Origin of the sequence: Thioalkalivibrio sp. ALJ12, from assembly GCF_000378305.1 — a bacterium.
Classification (GTDB): domain Bacteria; phylum Pseudomonadota; class Gammaproteobacteria; order Ectothiorhodospirales; family Ectothiorhodospiraceae; genus Thioalkalivibrio.
Genome location: NZ_KB899538.1, coordinates 684,662 through 701,339, shown reverse-complemented (window position 1 = coordinate 701,339; position 16,678 = coordinate 684,662). Strand labels below are relative to the sequence as shown.

Here is a 16,678-nt window from a genome sequence, read left to right as displayed (position 1 = left end):
TATCGTTGACTAATAGTACGACACGCTCGCGCGCGCTGTCGTTCCTACACATTGTGGGGGCGTCCCCGCGCATCCCAACCCCGGCGCCTATAATGCCCCGGCCATGACCGACCTGAAGCAGCAATACAAGGCGATGACATTCGAGGAGCGCATGGACCTCGCCCTGTCCGCGAACCTCGAGGCGCACTGGCGACCCCTGCTGGTGCGCGACCAGCACGCCCAGGTGAAGGCCTACTTCTCCCGCCGCATGGATCTCACACCCGAGGAGGTCGCCCTGCTGCTGGCCGACCCCAACCAGACCGTGCGCCTGAACTGCGCCAAGCGCCCCGACCTGACACCGGAACAGGTCGAGGCCTGCGTGAACGACCGCGACCCGAACCTGCGCTACTTCGTCGCGCGCAATCCGCTTCTGACCGAAGCCCAGCGGGAACGCCTGATGGACGACGAAGACGAACTGGTGCGCATCGCGGTGCGCAAGGGCCCGAAAAAACGCGGGACCCGCGCCCGCCCCGGACAAGCCGAGATGATCCGTTGACCGAGACCCGCCCCGAAAAACCGAAACGCCCGAAGCCCTCCCGGCGCCGCCGCGCCCTGGGCTGGGGCATCCAGATCGGGATCGCGCTGGTGATCTTCCTGGCCGTGCGCGCCTGGATGGCGCGCGACATGGTCGAGGGCCCGGCCCCCGAGTTCGAGGCACAGCTGCTGGATGGCACGCCGGTAACGCTCGCGGACTACGCGGACGAGCCCATGCTGCTGCACTTCTGGGCCACCTGGTGTCCGATCTGCCGCCTGGAGGAAGGCGAGATCGTGCGCCTGTCGCAAAGCCACCCGGTGCTCACGGTCGCCATGCAGTCCGGCACGCCGGAGGAGGTGCTGGAGCACCTGAACGAACGCGAGCGCGAACTGGCCGTGGTCAACGACCCGCAGGGCGAACTCGCTTCGCAATACAACGTCCGCGGCGTTCCCGCGACCTTCATCATCAACCCCGACGGCGAGATCGTCTTCCGCAAGCAGGGCTACGCCCCGCCCCTGGAACTGCGCCTGCGCCTCTGGCTCGCTCGTTGGCTGTAGGGAAACTGAGCAGTCTCACGTCGAGACGGTGCAATTCGCTGCGCTCAGCGCACCCCACGCCGACCTCATGTCCACCCGCGCCCTCGCTGCCGCCACTCAAGCCGCCCGCGGCTCAATTTCACGACGCACGCGTTCCGAAAGTTCGAGTTGCGCCTGCCTCAGTTCATACTCGAGCTGGAGGTTCAGCCAGAAACGCTCGGAAGTGCCGAAATAACGCGCCAACCTCATGGCCGTGTCAGCCGAAATGCCACGACGCTCGCGCACAATGTCGTTCATGCGCGTCGTCGGAACATGCAATGCCCCAGCAAGCGCGTTCACACTGAGACCCAACGGGGCAAGAAACTCCTCGCGCAGGACCTCACCTGGATGGATGGGTCGCATACCGCTTGTGCTCATGGTCTAACCTCCTTCCGGAACCCTTCAGTGGTAATCGACGATCTCCACATCCTCGGGACCTTCGTCCGTCCACCGGAAACAGATGCGCCACTGGGCGTTGATTCGGATGCTGTGCTGCCCTTCGCGGTCGCCAGACAGGGCCTCCAGCCGGTTCCCCGGCGGAGAGCGCAAATCCTGCAGTGTCTCCGCCGCTTGAAGCTGAATCAGCTTGCGCTCCACGATTGTTCGGACGCTCGACCAACGCCGACTCCTGCCCGTTTCGAACAGCGCCCGGGTTTCCCTACACCGAAAGCTTCTGATCATGGAAACAGAATATAACGCTTAACGGTAAGCAGCAAACTAATGGTGCAGTTCGCTGCGCTCAGTGCACCCTACGCATCGCCACCCGACCGTAGGATGCGTTGAGCAAAGCGAAACGCATCGTGCTCAGGCAACCAAGTATTTAATCATCCAACTCCCGCAGGACGCGGAAGCCGAGGTTAGTATCCATCTCGTCGATGTTGCGGCGGCGCCGGGCAGCGCTGCGGGTGTTTACGGCCGGGTCGAACCACGAGCCGCCCTTGACCACGACCCACTCGTTGTCCGGGTCGCGACGATAGACGCCATCGCGCGGCAGGCTGGCATGGTTGTCATGCCAGGGTGAGGAGGTGAACTCCTGCACGTTGCCGTGCATGTCGTACAGGCCCCACAGGTTCGGCTGGAAGCTGCCGACATCCAGCGGACGGGACAGCGGGAAACAAGCCGGGATGTACCACCTGCGGCGCTGGCGGCGCTCCTCATAGGGGAACAGGGAGTTGAAGTGCACGTCGCGGCAGCCCACCACCTCGCCGAAGGCAAAAGGCGTGCGCGTACCGGCCCGGCAGGCGTATTCCCACTCCGCCTCGGTGGGCAGGCGGTAGCGCTTTCCGGTCTCCTCGCTCAGCCATTCGAGATACTGCTGGATCGACGCGGGCTTGATGTTGAAGATCGGCGTGCGCGGGGTCCGCGGCCACACCAGCCAGTCCCAGGGCTCCCAGCCTGCCGCCTCGGCGAAGGCATCCCACTCCTCGCGCGTGACGGCAAAGCGGCCCAGGGCAAAGGGCTTCTCCAGCACAACATAGCGCCGCGGCGACTCGTGCTCCTGATGCCCGTACTCCGAAGCGTCGGAACCGATCTCGCACTCGCCCACCGGGATCACCTGCAGCTCAGGCGTCAGCGCACCCGAACGCGCCTCGTCACGAAACGTGATATCCAGCCGCGCCTTGCGCGCCGCCCGCTGCTGCAGATCCAGCAGATCCGCCTGCTCCAGTTCCTGAACGCTCTTGGCCATTGGCTCATTCCAACCCGTGCTTGAACCGTATAGGGCGCCCGCCAGTCGGGCGCGCTCATTCTATAGGCAACATCCGCCTGGGGCCGTTCCCCGGTAAGCACTGGTGAGAGACATCAAGGTGGTCTAGGCTCGGGCTTGCACGTGATCTCAGGGAGGAGAAGCGATGCGCCACCAGGGCCTCACGGCCATCGAACTGATGGTCACCATTGGCGTGCTCGCCATCCTGGCAATGCTGGCCGCCCCGGCCTTCAGCCAGATGCTCGAGCGCCAGCGCGTCATCGGCGCCACCAACAGCCTGCTCAACGCCATGCACCTGGCGCGAAGCGAGGCGCTCAAGCGCAACGAGCGCGTCACCCTGTGCCCCTCCAGCGACGGCGAGACCTGCCGTGATGACGGCATCTGGTCAGATGGCTGGATCTGGTTTGCAGATACAGGAAGCACGGGGAAGCGCGCCGACAAAGACCCGCTGATCGGGCACGCTGCCCCGAACTTGCCCAACGTCCATGTCAGCGGCAATTCACCGGTTCGTAACTACGTCTCGTACGTACCGCGTGGCACGACCCAGCGCACCAATGGCGCTCTTCAGATGGGAAGCTTCACCGTATGCGGCCGCGCCGAGGAAGGCCGGCGCGTGATCGTCAGCAGCATCGGGCGGCCGCGTAGTGAGCTTCGTTCCGACTGCCAAATCGAACCTTAAGCTCGGTTCAAACAGCCATGTGGGCAGCACCTCACCAGCATTCTTCCTCTCCTCCTGGAGACCCGTCGCGGTCAGCAGAACCGCCGGCAACCGTGAGAGTAATGGTCTGACACCTTGAGTCATTGGCTTGACGCCCTTGCGGAGAGGCCGTCGCCGTAAAGCTCGACCCGGAGCTATCGGAGATCGTCAACTCGTAATGCTCATCGTCTGAGAGGGAAGATAGTCCCAGATCCGAAAGATCTCCGGTGTACTCCGGGTTATTCGCCCGCCACCGCTCCTGCTCCAGCTGGATCCGGAGCAGCGCATCGTGCGCATCGGCCCGCTGCGACTTGAGGATGTAGTTCTGGTACGAGGGATAGGCGATCGCCGCGAGGATTCCGATCACCACCACCACGATCATCACCTCGATCAGCGTAAATCCAGCCATCCGGCGTTTTGTCTGGTCCATCCCGATCTCTCCCTCTGCAAAGAGCTGTGCGGCTATCCCGATTCCACCATAAGCCGAGCCCCGCGCCCCCTCCCAGATCGACGAAGGGTCTCTTTCGCCCCGTGAGCGGTAGCTACGCCCCATGCCCAACATACCCCAAACCGTATAATGGGAGTCGATACCTTCCTGCATTCCGAACAGGACCCGTGCATGGCCGCAACCTCCCGACAGCCCGGATTCACCCTGATCGAGCTGATGATCACCATCGCCGTCCTGGTGATCCTGATCACGCTGGCCGTGCCTGCTTTCAACCTAGCCGAACAACGGCGCGTAGTCGCCGCCGGAGAAAGCGCGCTCGACCAGATTCAGACCGCGCGCTCCGAGGCCATCAAGCAGGGGCGCGACATCTGGTTCGTCAGCCAGACTGATGGCGACGAGTGGTGCCATGGCATCTCGCAGGTGGCCGGTTGTAACTGCTTCGAACCGGCGGGCGCTGGGGATGCGTGCGAGATCACAATGGCCGGCGACGACACTCCCGTTCTGCGCACAACGCATTCCGACAAGTTCCGAAATATCGCCATGACCGGAGGACAGGAACTCCGATTCGATCATGTCCGCGGCACCGTATCCGGCGGCGACCCGGAAGACATGGTTTTCACCTCCAGTCCCAGTAGCTTCGGCTTGGAAGTGCGGATCAACCTGATTGGCCGGCCGAGCGCATGCGGCGTCGGGCGTGCGATGGGAGCTTATAGCCAATGCTGAACCACAAGCGCACAAGGAGCTTCGTTCATTCGAGCCGGACGCCAAGACAGCATTGTAATGGCTTCACACTGATCGAACTCATGATCGGGATCCTTGTTGGCACGATCGTGATCGCCGCTGTAATTGCTCTTTACGTCACCGCCATTCGAGGGGCCATTGCGGTAACACAGGAGACACGAGTCACCCAGGAAACCCGCATTGCGATGGACCTGATGGTCAACGACATCCGGCGCGCCGGATATGTATTTCCACATCCGAACCGTATCGATGAAGACCCGGACACTGGCCTCCCACTCAACCCCTTCATGAGCGCTGACCTGAATATCGGCATACACGGTGGAAGCTGCCTCATGTTGAGCTACGACCCCACGTTCCGATATCCACCTGACCCCTCCAGCATGAGCAGAGACCTGTCAGACCTGGATGCAGCCGAAGTCCAGTATGTATTCGGCTACCGCCTAAACGGGAATGCCATTCAATTGCTGACGAACGAGTCGCAAACCACGAGCACCGGGAACTGCCCCGACCGTCCGTGGGCAAGCCTTACTGACCCCAATACCACCAACGTGACCTCCCTCGAATTCGACCTCGAGACCTTCTGCCTGAACACGACGGACGACGATGACACCAATTGCGCATCCCCCAGCAGCGGAGACGTCCTGATCGAGAAACGCCGCGTGAACATCACGCTGGTAGCCGAACACGCTCAGAACCCAGATACACGCATCCAGCTCGAGGAGAGTGTCGCGGTGCGAAACGACCACGTCTATGCCGCAGAGTGACACACGGGACAAACTGATGAGCTCACGCCACACGCACCCAGGCCACCTTGGCCGTCAACGCCAAAGCGGCCTGGCGACACTTCTGATCACCGTGGTCATCCTGGTGGCGATCACGCTCATGGTGATCTTCGCGGCCCAAACAGCAATCCTGGACCAGCGAATGTCCGCCAACGAGCTTCGAATGAAACACGCCGCAAGCGCTGCCCAAGCCGGAGTGGAGTTCGCGACCGCACAACTCAACAGCGGCCAGGGCCTCCCCTCCGAACAGCTTCATCGCACTTTCGACGGCGACAATCAGAGCAATGCCGTTTTCAGGGTCGCCTTCCTGGACCCAAATGACGAGGTCGAATCATGCCCTGCGACTCCTGACGATGGGACTTTCCCAGGTGACTCCGCGCCAAATACTAGCGAAGTCGTTATTTTCTCTTGTGGTTGGAGCGATGACGCCTCTGCACGCAAAGGCATTAGTGTCTCTATGCGGGCCAGCCCCTCCATGGCGGATCCACCCACTAACCCCCTAACCTCTTTGTCGGGCGTAAACACAAACGGTGCCGCACGAGTATTCAACTATTTCAACAATCTCACTATCTGGACCGCAGCCGCAGTCGACGTAACGGGCAACCCGGGCACGACGTACGTGCGGAACCAATCGGAACCCCCCCCTTCGGACCTGCGTCTGGTGACCGAGGATATGGGGCAATCACAGATCAATCGCTATTACAGCCAGACGACGGACAGGCAAGCCATCGGTCCAGACGTAATTGATGCCGATCTATCGCTACGGCAACTCGAGGACCGCGGGGGTGATGCCTACTTCGAAAACTTCATGGGTGCCGCACGGGAAGACTACAAGGCACAATCCCTAGAAATGGAGGCGGGCGCTGACCTTGATGGACTAAGGGGCCAGGCAGTATGGGTCGATGGCGACACTTCCATTGAAGGCAACACACAAATTGGGACAAGAGACGAACCCGTAGTCTTGGTCGTTGACGGAGACCTCGATGTCGCCGGCAATGTTGATCTCTATGGGGTTCTGTACGTCCGTGGCGACTTGGGTGGTAGCGGGACCTTCACAAACTATGGCGCCGCGATCGTTGAAGGTGAAACGAATATTGGGGGCAACCCATACTTCATCTTCGACCCGGACATTGCCTACGGCGCAAGCAATGTCGGGGCACGAGGCATCGTCACGGGGACTTGGCGCGACTGGGTACATGAACAATGAAAAATCTTTGCAGAAAATCGGGCATTCAAGATGGCCCCAACTCGCGGTTGCCCGCTACAGCTCCGTCCAAGCGCCGTCAAGCAGGGATCACCTTGATTGAAGCCCTGATTGCGCTGGCGGTCATCTCGCTCGGGGTGCTCGCGATTGCCAAGCTATATGGCGAACTGATTGCCAGCACCGCGGAAAGCAAAGCGCGCACGGAAGCTGTCCAGATTGCGGAGCAGCGCATTGAGCGCCTCAGAGCTGCAATGGAACGGGGCGAGTTCGAAGCGTTGGAAAACATCGGTAGCGACGAACATGTCGGCACCAATGCGACATTCCAGGTTGAGCCCTCATTCGAATGGGACGACGTGGACAGTCAAAATCGGCTCGACGTACTGATGACAGTCGAATGGGAGGACGCGCGAGGCGACACGCAGCGCGTGAACGTCTCGAGTAGTGTGGCCTGGATGGACCCGAGAACCGTCACCAATATCTCGAAAGGGCGCCTCTCGACTGGCGAAGACCCAATCGCGCGCCCAACGGGGCGCGCCACAACTGGCGATGACGGGAGGGGTGTGTTTGATGGTGGCCTTGATGGAGCCGACGATCTCTCGGATTCAGAACGCGAAACACTCGATACACTAGCCCAGCGGATCGGAGTTGACATCCGCGAGCAAGACGGGAGCTTCCAGGTTCTGTCCGACGGGCAACCGGTTCTCACTACCCGAAACGCTCACCTTGGCTCCATTAGCGGTCGGATTTTCACTGATTCAGACATTGATGATCCGGATAACTGGTTCATCCTCTCCTCCGATGCTGCATTCTGCGGTACGGCTTTCGACGATAGGAACGAGCCATTCGAAATAGAAGGCACCAACGACGATGTCACATACTTCGAGTACGTTTGCTTTTTCGGTCTTGGATGGTACGGCAACATCGGAGTAGTAACAGAAACTGGAAACCTTTCATCAACCATCTGCGCCGGAGATCCAGATCCGACCCCGAATCTCGGCTATGAAGATTGGGACTCCGTAGACATTCAATGGAGCCCGATCCGTCGGTACCGGGGATTCCAGACCGAACAGGATGATGGCGAATTCGTGGGGGGTCACCGGCTTGGGCGACAATGGAAGCCGATACTTTGCCCGGCAGGATTTTTTCCATCTTGATCGGATCCGAGGCAACCCGAGTAACCGCGACCAAGCTTGTATTGACACCTTCGACAGCCTAGATTCGAGTGTTAGAGATATGATATCCGGATCGGGGATTCTAGTGGAGTCAGACGAGAACCCTTGGGATAACCCGGGTCGAAATGTTTGCCTAATTGGGCCCGGTGAATGTCTTGAAGACGACGACACTGGCGCCAGTGTCGCTTCGGTTAGCATTACTCTTCGCTTCCAAAGTGACTCTGATGTGCCGAACATACCTGTCTTGGAATCTCCGTTCACCACCAGCAGTGAAGCGTTGACTTGCGACCCCGACACTTGGACACAACTTGACCCACAAGATGAGTGGACTATCGAATGTACGGCAGTACCTCCGGATGCCGCAGACCGCTGGGCTGAACCGCAGGGGAACAACCCGGGTGAGTACATCCAAATTTCAAACCAAGGCGACCTGCTGTGTGCCGGCCAAGACCTCGACTCCGCATTCCCTTATGAAGAAAATGGCGGAGGTAGCATCCGTGTTGGGGAACGAGATCACCCTAATCAGGGCTACACCCGAATTGAGTTCAGGGATATCCCCACAAGTGAAACGGAGTTCGAGTTCCCAGGCCCAACTGAAGAATCGATACGCCTATGCCCCTGAACGATAGGCCCCCAGGAGTGATGGCGAATTCAGTGAGGCGATAAAAAAAGGGGGGAGGGGGAGCACGGATTTAGTTTCCGCTTCCACATTTAGCGCGGAATGGGTCAGAGTTCGTTTTTTGCCTAAGACCCTGCACCTGCAACATATTCATTATTTATACACACAAGAAAGCGCCTGGCGGCTGATCCGACCAGGCGCTTTTTTGGCTTTACCCCAAAGAAGACGCGTTGGCGTCAGCCATTACGCCGAGGCGGCGCGGGCGGCCTTCTTGCGTTCGTGCTCGAGCAGGAGCTTCTTGCGGATGCGGATGTTTTCCGGGGTGACCTCGACCAGTTCGTCGTCGTCGATGGGAGTGCACGGGGTCTACCTTTGGATTTCGCAGGCCGGCGAAGGGTGTTGAGGTGTTCTAGACTCGAGACGGCGGCGGAGGTGTGGCTTGTGGGGTCCGCACTCCGCTTGGAGGTGCTCGGTTCTGAAATGCCGCCTTCGGGAGTGCACGGGGTCAGAGCTTGCCTTTTGCCCCCGGATAGGTCGCCCCCAGAGCTCCAAATTGTTCGGCAGCTGCACGACCGCGGTAGATTTGTACTCGACTCGACCGGAATCACGCCCAAGCGGAATCATGTGACGGCTGCGCTTAGGGAGTGACTGTCGTATCGTATTCCGGAAGGAGGCTCGGGCATGCATCCATTGATTGAACAACATCGCAGCGCCCTCGAATCGGTATGCCGTGACTTCGGCGTCTCGCGGCTCGACGTTTTCGGATCTGCAGCTCGCGGCGAAGATTTCGACCCTGAACGTTCGGACGTGGATTTCCTCGTGGAATTCGGGCCGGATCAGACCAGACTGTCCCTGGAACACTTCCTCGGTCTGCGCAGAGAGTTGAGCGACATTCTTGGACGGCCCGTGGACCTGGTGACGCCGGAAAGCGTGAGCAATCCGTATGTCCTCGCGGATATCGAGCGAACCCGGGAAGCGGTCCATGCGGCGTGATCCGCGTGCTTACGTTTGGGATGCACGTGAAGCCGCGAGACGCGTGGCGGAATTCGTGGAGGACGCAAACGAAGATGGCTACATGGCCAGCGACCTGATGCGCTCCGCCGTTGAGCGGCAGCTGGAGATTCTGGGCGAGGCGCTGGGGCAGCTGGAAAAGGCGGATCCCGATCTGGCCCGACAGATTCCACAGTTGAGGGCGGCCGTGGATCTGCGAAACCTGTTGATCCATGGTTATGCCAAGATCGATAGCCGTATTGTCTGGAGCACTGCCACGACCGACGTCCCGGTTATGGCGCGAGAACTGGACAGTTTACTGCGGCAATTGGATGAGTGAGGCCCGCAATAGCGGCCGTCACGTTGGGCTGCTAGCTGTTTGGGAAACCTTGCCTACGTTGCCCCTCGGCGGAGCACCACATACAGGTCCCGGATAAACGCTTTGCAATTCCCGGGGTGGCAAAGAACCTGGTTCCAGCGGACATGACACGAAAAAGCGCCCGGCGGATGATCCGACCGGGCGCTTCTTTTTGCCTGGCCCACTGACGGGGCGCTGGCGTAGGCCTTATGCCGAGGCGGCGCGGGCGGCCTTCTTGCGTTCGTGCTCGAGCAGGAACTTCTTGCGGACGCGGATGTTTTTCGGCGTGACCTCGACGAGTTCGTCGTCGTCGATGAACTCGATGGCCTGTTCCAGCGTCATGCGGATCGGCGGGGTCAGCTGGATGTTCTCGTCCGTGCCGGCGGCGCGGATGTTGGTCAGCTGTTTGGCCTTGAGCGCGTTGACGACCAGGTCGTTCTCGCGCGAGTGCAGGCCGATCACCATGCCCTCGTAGACCTCGTCGCCGGGGCCGATGAACAGCTTGCCGCGATCCTGCAGGTTGAACAACGCAAAGCCGAGCGCCTTGCCGGCGGCGTTGGCGATCAGCACGCCGTTCTGGCGCGAGGCGACCGCACCCGGCTGATAGGGGCCGTAGTGGTCAAAGATGTGGTGCAGGATGCCGGTACCGGAGGTCGCGGTCATGAACTCGGTCTGGAAGCCGATCAGCCCGCGCGACGGGATGATGAAGTCCAGGCGCACTCGGCCCTTGCCGTCGGGCACCATGTTGGTCATGTCGCCGCGGCGTTCGCCGAGCTTTTCCATGATCGTGCCCTGGTGCTGCTCCTCGACGTCAACGGTGACGGCCTCGTAGGGCTCCTGCTTCACGCCGTCCACTTCCTTGATGACCACTTCCGGGCGCGAGACGCCCAGCTCGTAGCCCTCGCGGCGCATGTTCTCGATCAGGATGCCCAGGTGCAGTTCGCCGCGCCCGGAGACCTTGAACTTGTCGGCGTCGTCAGTCTCTTCCACGCGCAGGGCAACGTTGTGCTTGAGCTCTTCCAGCAGGCGGTCGCGCAGCACGCGCGAGGTCACGTACTTGCCTTCGCGCCCGGCGAACGGCGAGGTGTTGACCTGGAAGGTCATGGTCACCGTCGGCTCGTCCACGGTCAGCGGTTCCATCGCCTCGACGTTATTCGGATCGCACAGGGTGTCGGAGATGTACAGCTCGTCCATGCCGGTGAAGGTGATGATGTCACCGGCGCGGGCCTCCGCGACCTCGACACGCTCCAGGCCATGGAAGCCCATGATCTGCAACATGCGGCCGTTACGTACCTTGCCCTCGCGGTCCACCACCTTGACCGGGGTGTTCGGCTTGATGCGCCCGCGCTTCACGCGACCGATGCCGATCAGGCCCTGGTAGGAATTGTAGTCCAGCGAGGAGACCTGCATCTGGAACGGGCCGTCGGCGTCGACGTTCGGCGGGGACACATGCTCGACGATCGTCTCCAGCAGACAGGTCATGTCGCCTTCGGTGACACTGGAATCCATGCCGGCGAAGCCGTTCAGGGCGGAGGCGAACACGATGGGGAAGTCCAACTGTTCGTCGGTCGCGCCGAGGCGATCGAACAGGTCGAACACCTGGTCCACGGCCCAGTCCGGGCGCGCGCCGGGGCGGTCGACCTTGTTGACCACCACGATCGGCTTGAAGCCCATCGCGAAGGCCTTCTGGGTCACGAAGCGGGTCTGCGGCATCGGGCCGTCGACCGCGTCCACCAGCAGCAGCACGGAGTCGACCATGGACAGCACCCGCTCGACCTCGCCACCGAAGTCGGCGTGTCCGGGGGTGTCGACGATGTTGATGCGGTAGTCCTGCCATTCGATGGCCGTGTTCTTGGCCAGGATGGTGATCCCGCGTTCTTTCTCGATCGCGTTCGAATCCATGATCCGCTCGCCGTGGTCGCCGCGCGCATCAAGCGTGCCGGACTGGCGCAGGAGCTGGTCGACCAGCGTGGTCTTGCCATGATCAACGTGGGCGATGATGGCGATGTTGCGAAGCTTCTCGGTCATGGAATACGAACTCTGGATACTGGCAAAAGGGCCGACACTATACAGACTTATTCGTGACCGCGCTGCGACTTCCCTGTTTTGTGCGCAGGCTCCTTCGCCTTCACGCGCCGCCAGCGCAGCACATCGACCACCTGCCCTGCATCGGTAACCGGCGCCCTCGGCCGCAACCGATTCACCTCGTTACCCCGCCCACAGTCACCCTGCCCCGGTCATCCCGGCCGCAGCGCAGCGAAGAGCCGGGATCTCCCGCGCCGGATCGGCCTCAAGGGTTGGGAATACCCCGACGCATGAGATCCCGGATAACCGCTTGGCGGTTTCCGGGATGACCGTGTGGAGGCTTCGAGGGTCCGGGATAGCCCGAGCAAGGGTCGGTTCGAGGGGGTTGGCGGCGCCATGTGCGGGCGACCGCGCGGGAGATCAGGTGCTGGGTTCGTCTTCCGGGGGCGGGAGCTGGAGGTGAAAGCCCTGCTCCTTGAGGTTGGCCAGGACCTTTTGCGGGTCTTCCTGGGCCAGGCTGCGCTCCGGGGTCAGTTCGAACTCCAGGGCGAACTCGAGGCGCCCGAGTGCACGGGTCAGGCCATCGGGGAGTTCGGAGAAGTCGTCTTTCTGCGGCAGGTAGACGTAGGTATCGGCGCGCCGGGTCGCGCGGTAGACATAGCACTGCATGGGTTCAGTCCTCGAGATAGGTGTAGCCGGTCAGGCCCTGTTCCAGCTCCGCCAGCAGCCGGCCCGCGGCCTCGCCACGCAGGCCGGCGGCGTCGATCTTGGCGCGGAAGGTGCGGCGCAGGTCATCCGGGGCAAAGTGCACATAGGAGAGCAGTTCGTCGACGGTGTCGCCCCGTTCCGGGTCGACCAGACGGTAGCCGCCCTCCGGCAGCAGCTCCACGTTTACGGTGTCGGTGTCCCCGAACAGGTTGTGCAGATCGCCCAGGATCTCCTGGTAGGCACCGACCAGGAAGATGCCGAGGTAGTACGGCTCGCGGTCGTTCCACGGGTGCAGGGCGAGCGTGGTGTGCGTGCCCTCGCGCTCCACATAGTGCTCGATGTGGCCGTCGGAGTCGCAGGTCAGGTCCTGCAGCACCGCGCGCCGGGTCGGCCGCTCGGCCAGCCGGTGCAGCGGCATGATCGGGAAGATCTGGTTGATCGCCCAGGTGTCCGGGATCGACTGGAACACGGAGAAGTTGCAGAAGACCTTGTCCGCCAGCTTGTCGGTCAGTTCCGCGTGGATCTCCGCCGGCAGGGCCTCGGGCCGCGCCAGCAGGCGCTGGCACAGGGCGAAGTAGATCGCCTCGGCGCGGGCACGGTCCGCCAGCGACAGCATCCCGCGGGCAAAGCGTGCCTGCACCTCGGACAGGCCGTAGGCGGCATCGTGGTAGATCTCGGAGGCCGGGCGCTCGCCGTCCTCCAGCAGGGCGCGCATGGCGGCGATCTCGGGCAGCTCGACATTCTCGGCGGGCGGGACGTCGCCATCACCCGGGGCCGGCTCGCAGTCGATCACGTTGGTGATCAGCACCGCGTGGTGCGCGGTCAGGGCGCGGCCGGACTCGCTGAAGACCTCGGGCATGACCAGGCCCTGCTCCTCGCAGATGCGCTTGAGCGGGCGCAGGATGTTCAGCGCGTACTCCTCCACCGAATAGTTGATGGAGCACTCGTTGCGCGAACGCGAGCCCTCGTAGTCGATTCCGAGACCGCCGCCGACATCCACCACCCGCAGGGCCGCACCGGCCTCGGTCAGCGCGGCGAAGTAGCTGGCCGCCTCGCCCATGCCATTCTGGATGTCGCGGATGTTCGCGATCTGCGAGCCCATGTGGAAGTGCAGCAGTTGCAGCCGGTCCAGCCAGCCAAGACCCCGCAGGCGCTCCAGGATGCCCAGCACATCCGCCGCGGACAGGCCGAACTTGGCCTTCTCGCCGCCGGTGTTCTGCCACTTGCCCTTGCCGATTGAGGCCAGGCGCACGCGCAGGCCCAGCAGTGGCTCGACCTGCATGGCCTCGGCCTGGCGGATCACCTCCTCCAGCTCGGAGGGCTTTTCGATCACGATATACACGCGATGCCCGAGCTGCCGGCCGATCAGCGCCAGGCGCACGTATTCGCGGTCCTTGTAGCCATTGCAGATGATCGCCGCACCCGGGCGCGACTGCGCCAGCACGGCCATCAGCTCCGGCTTGCTGCCGGCCTCCAGCCCCACGCGTGGGGTCAGCCCCTCGGCATCCGGCTGATCGCCGGCCGCCAGGATCTGATCCACCACGCTGCGCTGCTGGTTGACCTTGATCGGGTAGATGGCGGTGAACGCACCTTCGTACTCCAGCTCGCGCGCGGCGGTGTCGAAGGCCCGCGCCAGGCGGCGCACCCGGCCGTCCAGCACATCCTGGAATCGCACCAGCACCGGCGGACCCACATGCTCCTCGCGCAGACGACCCGCCAGCTCGTACAGATCCACGCCGGGGTGATCCGGCCAGTCCGCACGGCGCATCGCCACGTGGCCTGCGGCGTTCACCTCGAAGAAGCCACCGTTCCAGTGATCGATACCGTAGGTGGCGCGGGCCTCATCCAGATTCCAGGGCGTGACGGTCATGGTATTCCCGGATTTTAAAAGCTAGGAAAGCCCCGTCATTGCGAGGAACGAAGCGACGTGGCAATCGCCTTCATGATCCACCGAACACCAGGGGCAAGCAGGGCACCCAAGCGCACTGCCCTCATTCAGGAGATTACTCGCTACGCTCACCCTTCGGGCCGGCCGGCGGCCGTTCAACGCAGCTTCGCTGCTTTTGTACGTCGTCGCCTACGGTTCCTCGCAATGACGAGAAGAGCGGAGTTGCCCGCAGGATACAGGGCACTATCATAGCGGCGCATCATACCGTCCACCGCACCGGCAAGGGGAGCCGCCAATGGCACTCGACAACAACTGGTTCAGCGAACCGCACGAAGACATGGCGCTGTCCCTGCGCATCAAGCAGAAGCTGCACGAGGAACAGACCCCGTACCAGAAGATCGAGATCTACGAGACCGAGGCCTTCGGCAACCTGATGGTGATCGACGACTGCGTGATGCTCACCGGCCGCGACAACTTTATCTACCACGAGATGATGTCGCACCCGGTGCTGTACTCGCACAGCGCCCCGAAGAACGTGGTCATCATCGGCGGCGGCGACTGCGGCACCCTGCGCGAAGTGCTCAAGCACGACGAGGTCGAGCACGCCGTACAGGTGGATATCGACGAGCGCGTCACCCGCCTGTCCGAGCAGTACTTCCCGGAGCTGTGCGACGCCAACGACGACCCGCGCGCCGAGCTGCTGTTCGATGACGGTGTGCAGTACCTGAAGGACGCCGCCCCCGGCTCCATCGACGTGATCATTGTCGACTCCACCGACCCGGTCGGCCCGGCCGAAGGCCTGTTCTCCACCGCGTTCTACAAGGACTGCGTGAAGGCCCTGGGCCCGGACGGCCTGCTGGTGCAGCAGAGCGAATCGCCGCTGCTGCACACCGACAGCATCATCCGCCCGATGCACGACAGCCTGCGCGCGGCGAATTTCATCGACGCCCTGACGATGCACTTCCCGCAGGCCACCTACCCCTCCGGCTGGTGGACCTGCACCATCGCCGCGAAGGACTGCCCGGTGTCATTCCTGCGCGAAGAGGCGGCCGAGGAACTGCCGTTTGTCACGCACTACTACAACGCCGCGATCCACCGCGCCGCCGGTGCTACTCCGGAGTTCTTCCGTCGCAAGCTGTTCGCCTGATCGCGCGCCAGGCCCCTGGCGGGGCCCTTCAATAACCCGTCATTGCGAGGCCCCGCAGGGGCCGCGGCACAAAAGCGCGAAGCGCGTTGAACGGCCGCAGGCCGGCCCGAAGGGCGAGCGCAGCGAGTAATCTCCCAACGACCCCCCCGACGCCTTCCCCGGCCGGCGTCAGGGCCGCCCACGGAGATCGCCACGGCGCTGCGCGCCTCGCGATGACGGGCACCACAAACGCCGCAGGGTGCACCAATCCGGGCGTTTTCTTGCTGGCAATTCGGGCGCGCGCTACCATTACTACATTTGTAGCAATAGGAGCAGGCCATGAGTTTGCCCGTCCGCATTGATGAAACGCTCTACCAGCAGGCCCGCGCCCACGCGAAGGCCGAGCACCGAACCATCGCCGGCCAGATCGAGTTCTGGGCCGAGGTCGGGCGTACCGCCATGGACAATCCCGACCTGCCCATCGACTTCATCTGTGAACTCCTGATCGCGCGTGCCGAGGGCCGGGAGCTGGCCACGCCGTTCACGCCCGAGGGCCAGCGCGACTGATGACTACAGGCGTGGAGGTGCTGCAAAGCACCCGATTCCGACGCGCTTACAAGCGCCTGCACCCTGCCCAGAAGGCGGACGTGGACGACGCGGTCGCCGACATCATCCGCGACCCCGAGCTGGGTACCAGCAAGAAAGGGGATCTGGCGGGGGTCATGGTTTACAAGTTCAAATCACGCGGGCAACTGATGCTGCTCGCCTATGAGTACGATCCTCGCACGCGCCACCTGCTCCTGCTGGGGACACACGAGAACTTCTACCGGGACCTGAAACGCGATTCTTAATGCCGCCCGGACGTGTATCTGACCGATGCGGTTCGCTGCGCTCAGCGCATCCTACGGGGCTTCAATAACCCGTCATTGCGAGGCCCCGCAGGGGCCGTGGCACAAAAGCGCGAAGCGCGTTGAACGGCCGCCGGCCGGCCCGAAGGGCGAGCGCAGCGAGTAATCTCCCAACGAACCCCCCGACGCCTTCCCCGGCCGGCGTCAGGGCCGCCCACGGAGATCGCCACGGCGCTGCGCGCCTCGCGATGACGGGCACCACAAACGCCGCAGGGTGC

19 protein-coding genes and 1 pseudogene are annotated in these 16,678 nt (G+C 62.5%); 12 read left to right on the top strand and 8 right to left on the bottom strand.

What is annotated here, in order from left to right; all coding sequences use genetic code 11:
• Positions 1-103 precede the first annotated feature (103 nt).
• Positions 104-535: a hypothetical protein gene (locus F467_RS0103355; protein ID WP_018138990.1), complete on the top strand. Its 432-nt coding sequence runs from the start codon at positions 104-106 to the stop codon at positions 533-535.
• A complete protein-coding gene (locus F467_RS0103350; protein ID WP_018138989.1) occupies positions 532-1,071 on the top strand; it encodes a protein disulfide oxidoreductase in 540 nt (179 codons plus the stop codon). The genes F467_RS0103355 and F467_RS0103350 overlap by 4 nt, the downstream gene beginning before the upstream one ends.
• A gap of 96 nt (positions 1,072-1,167) precedes the next feature.
• Here F467_RS0103350 and F467_RS0103345 read toward each other — a convergent pair whose 3' ends face one another.
• The 3 genes from F467_RS0103345 to F467_RS0103335 form a co-directional block, all read right to left on the bottom strand.
• On the bottom strand, positions 1,168-1,467 hold the full coding sequence (locus F467_RS0103345; RefSeq protein ID WP_012981638.1) for a HigA family addiction module antitoxin: 300 nt from the start codon (positions 1,465-1,467) through the stop codon (positions 1,168-1,170).
• A 24-nt stretch (positions 1,468-1,491) separates the two neighbouring features.
• On the bottom strand, positions 1,492-1,770 hold the full coding sequence (locus F467_RS0103340; RefSeq protein ID WP_012981637.1) for a type II toxin-antitoxin system RelE/ParE family toxin: 279 nt from the start codon (positions 1,768-1,770) through the stop codon (positions 1,492-1,494).
• 139 nt (positions 1,771-1,909) lie between these two features.
• Positions 1,910-2,776, bottom strand: coding sequence for an SUMF1/EgtB/PvdO family nonheme iron enzyme (locus F467_RS0103335; protein ID WP_018138987.1), 867 nt, complete (start codon positions 2,774-2,776; stop codon positions 1,910-1,912).
• A gap of 163 nt (positions 2,777-2,939) precedes the next feature.
• Between F467_RS0103335 and F467_RS0103330 the strand changes: the two genes are divergently transcribed.
• Entirely contained in the window at positions 2,940-3,473 is a 534-nt protein-coding gene (locus tag F467_RS0103330) for a Tfp pilus assembly protein FimT/FimU (protein WP_018138986.1), read from the top strand.
• Positions 3,474-3,504: 31 nt separating this feature from the next.
• On the opposite strand, the gene F467_RS0103325 is transcribed toward F467_RS0103330, so the two are convergent.
• Complete coding sequence (locus tag F467_RS0103325; protein ID WP_026182212.1) at positions 3,505-3,921, bottom strand: type IV pilin protein; 417 nt, start codon at positions 3,919-3,921, stop codon at positions 3,505-3,507.
• 189 nt (positions 3,922-4,110) lie between these two features.
• Here F467_RS0103325 and F467_RS0103320 point away from each other — a divergent pair, with 189 nt between their 5' ends.
• The 4 genes from F467_RS0103320 to F467_RS0103305 are packed head-to-tail and all read left to right on the top strand — an operon-like array spanning position 4,111 to position 7,820.
• Positions 4,111-4,662: a Tfp pilus assembly protein FimT/FimU gene (locus tag F467_RS0103320; RefSeq protein WP_018138985.1), complete on the top strand. Its 552-nt coding sequence runs from the start codon at positions 4,111-4,113 to the stop codon at positions 4,660-4,662.
• On the top strand, positions 4,656-5,444 hold the full coding sequence (locus tag F467_RS0103315; protein ID WP_081601211.1) for a prepilin-type N-terminal cleavage/methylation domain-containing protein: 789 nt from the start codon (positions 4,656-4,658) through the stop codon (positions 5,442-5,444). The genes F467_RS0103320 and F467_RS0103315 overlap by 7 nt, the downstream gene beginning before the upstream one ends.
• Positions 5,445-5,460: 16 nt before the next feature.
• Positions 5,461-6,669, top strand: a complete 1,209-nt coding sequence (locus F467_RS0103310) for a PilX N-terminal domain-containing pilus assembly protein (RefSeq protein ID WP_231362265.1) — start codon at positions 5,461-5,463, stop codon at positions 6,667-6,669.
• Entirely contained in the window at positions 6,666-7,820 is a 1,155-nt protein-coding gene (locus tag F467_RS0103305; RefSeq protein ID WP_255349325.1) for a prepilin-type N-terminal cleavage/methylation domain-containing protein, read from the top strand. The genes F467_RS0103310 and F467_RS0103305 overlap by 4 nt, the downstream gene beginning before the upstream one ends.
• Before the next feature lie 880 nt (positions 7,821-8,700).
• Here the strand turns inward: F467_RS0103305 and F467_RS13900 are convergent.
• Positions 8,701-8,808: pseudogene (locus F467_RS13900) on the bottom strand (GTP-binding protein TypA); the annotation flags it as partial.
• A 330-nt stretch (positions 8,809-9,138) separates the two neighbouring features.
• On the opposite strand from F467_RS13900, the gene F467_RS0103300 reads away from it, so the two are divergent.
• Together F467_RS0103300 and F467_RS0103295 are read left to right on the top strand one after the other, a co-directional pair.
• On the top strand, positions 9,139-9,450 hold the full coding sequence (locus tag F467_RS0103300; RefSeq protein ID WP_018138981.1) for a nucleotidyltransferase family protein: 312 nt from the start codon (positions 9,139-9,141) through the stop codon (positions 9,448-9,450).
• Entirely contained in the window at positions 9,440-9,787 is a 348-nt protein-coding gene (locus tag F467_RS0103295; protein WP_018875235.1) for a DUF86 domain-containing protein, read from the top strand. The genes F467_RS0103300 and F467_RS0103295 overlap by 11 nt, the downstream gene beginning before the upstream one ends.
• Before the next feature lie 225 nt (positions 9,788-10,012).
• Here F467_RS0103295 and typA read toward each other — a convergent pair whose 3' ends face one another.
• From typA to speA, 3 genes are all read right to left on the bottom strand, one after another.
• On the bottom strand, positions 10,013-11,833 hold the full coding sequence (typA, locus tag F467_RS0103290; RefSeq protein WP_018138979.1) for a translational GTPase TypA: 1,821 nt from the start codon (positions 11,831-11,833) through the stop codon (positions 10,013-10,015).
• A 417-nt stretch (positions 11,834-12,250) separates the two neighbouring features.
• The gene (locus F467_RS0103285; RefSeq protein WP_018138978.1) at positions 12,251-12,499 is read right to left on the bottom strand and encodes a YcgL domain-containing protein; all 249 of its coding nucleotides are present in this window, start codon (positions 12,497-12,499) and stop codon (positions 12,251-12,253) included.
• A 4-nt stretch (positions 12,500-12,503) separates the two neighbouring features.
• On the bottom strand, positions 12,504-14,408 hold the full coding sequence (speA, locus tag F467_RS0103280) for a biosynthetic arginine decarboxylase (protein ID WP_018138977.1): 1,905 nt from the start codon (positions 14,406-14,408) through the stop codon (positions 12,504-12,506).
• 313 nt (positions 14,409-14,721) lie between these two features.
• On the opposite strand from speA, the gene speE reads away from it, so the two are divergent.
• The 3 genes from speE to F467_RS0103265 all read left to right on the top strand — a co-directional run bounded on the left by speE (position 14,722) and on the right by F467_RS0103265 (position 16,403).
• Positions 14,722-15,573: a polyamine aminopropyltransferase gene (gene speE / locus F467_RS0103275; RefSeq protein WP_018138976.1), complete on the top strand. Its 852-nt coding sequence runs from the start codon at positions 14,722-14,724 to the stop codon at positions 15,571-15,573.
• Between the two features lie 318 nt (positions 15,574-15,891).
• Positions 15,892-16,119 carry a ParD-like family protein gene (locus F467_RS0103270; RefSeq protein WP_012981615.1) on the top strand — a complete coding sequence of 76 codons (228 nt, stop codon included), beginning with the start codon at positions 15,892-15,894 and terminating at the stop codon, positions 16,117-16,119.
• On the top strand, positions 16,119-16,403 hold the full coding sequence (locus tag F467_RS0103265) for a type II toxin-antitoxin system RelE/ParE family toxin (protein WP_012981614.1): 285 nt from the start codon (positions 16,119-16,121) through the stop codon (positions 16,401-16,403). The genes F467_RS0103270 and F467_RS0103265 overlap by 1 nt, the downstream gene beginning before the upstream one ends.
• The last annotated feature ends 275 nt before the right edge of the window (positions 16,404-16,678 follow it).

Excerpts from the sequence above, each read along its gene's own strand:
- F467_RS0103355 (WP_018138990.1), top strand. The coding sequence starts at position 104 with ATGACCGACCTGAAGCAGCAATACAAGGCGATGACATTCGAGGAGCGC.
- F467_RS0103345 (WP_012981638.1), bottom strand. The coding sequence starts at position 1,467 with ATGAGCACAAGCGGTATGCGACCCATCCATCCAGGTGAGGTCCTGCGC.
- F467_RS0103340 (WP_012981637.1), bottom strand. The coding sequence starts at position 1,770 with ATGATCAGAAGCTTTCGGTGTAGGGAAACCCGGGCGCTGTTCGAAACG.
- F467_RS0103335 (WP_018138987.1), bottom strand. The coding sequence starts at position 2,776 with ATGGCCAAGAGCGTTCAGGAACTGGAGCAGGCGGATCTGCTGGATCTG.
- F467_RS0103330 (WP_018138986.1), top strand. The coding sequence starts at position 2,940 with ATGCGCCACCAGGGCCTCACGGCCATCGAACTGATGGTCACCATTGGC.
- F467_RS0103325 (WP_026182212.1), bottom strand. The coding sequence starts at position 3,921 with ATGGACCAGACAAAACGCCGGATGGCTGGATTTACGCTGATCGAGGTG.
- F467_RS0103320 (WP_018138985.1), top strand. The coding sequence starts at position 4,111 with ATGGCCGCAACCTCCCGACAGCCCGGATTCACCCTGATCGAGCTGATG.
- F467_RS0103315 (WP_081601211.1), top strand. The coding sequence starts at position 4,656 with ATGCTGAACCACAAGCGCACAAGGAGCTTCGTTCATTCGAGCCGGACG.
- F467_RS0103310 (WP_231362265.1), top strand. The coding sequence starts at position 5,461 with ATGAGCTCACGCCACACGCACCCAGGCCACCTTGGCCGTCAACGCCAA.
- F467_RS0103305 (WP_255349325.1), top strand. The coding sequence starts at position 6,666 with ATGAAAAATCTTTGCAGAAAATCGGGCATTCAAGATGGCCCCAACTCG.
- F467_RS0103300 (WP_018138981.1), top strand. The coding sequence starts at position 9,139 with ATGCATCCATTGATTGAACAACATCGCAGCGCCCTCGAATCGGTATGC.
- F467_RS0103295 (WP_018875235.1), top strand. The coding sequence starts at position 9,440 with ATGCGGCGTGATCCGCGTGCTTACGTTTGGGATGCACGTGAAGCCGCG.
- typA (WP_018138979.1), bottom strand. The coding sequence starts at position 11,833 with ATGACCGAGAAGCTTCGCAACATCGCCATCATCGCCCACGTTGATCAT.
- F467_RS0103285 (WP_018138978.1), bottom strand. The coding sequence starts at position 12,499 with ATGCAGTGCTATGTCTACCGCGCGACCCGGCGCGCCGATACCTACGTC.
- speA (WP_018138977.1), bottom strand. The coding sequence starts at position 14,408 with ATGACCGTCACGCCCTGGAATCTGGATGAGGCCCGCGCCACCTACGGT.
- speE (WP_018138976.1), top strand. The coding sequence starts at position 14,722 with ATGGCACTCGACAACAACTGGTTCAGCGAACCGCACGAAGACATGGCG.
- F467_RS0103270 (WP_012981615.1), top strand. The coding sequence starts at position 15,892 with ATGAGTTTGCCCGTCCGCATTGATGAAACGCTCTACCAGCAGGCCCGC.
- F467_RS0103265 (WP_012981614.1), top strand. The coding sequence starts at position 16,119 with ATGACTACAGGCGTGGAGGTGCTGCAAAGCACCCGATTCCGACGCGCT.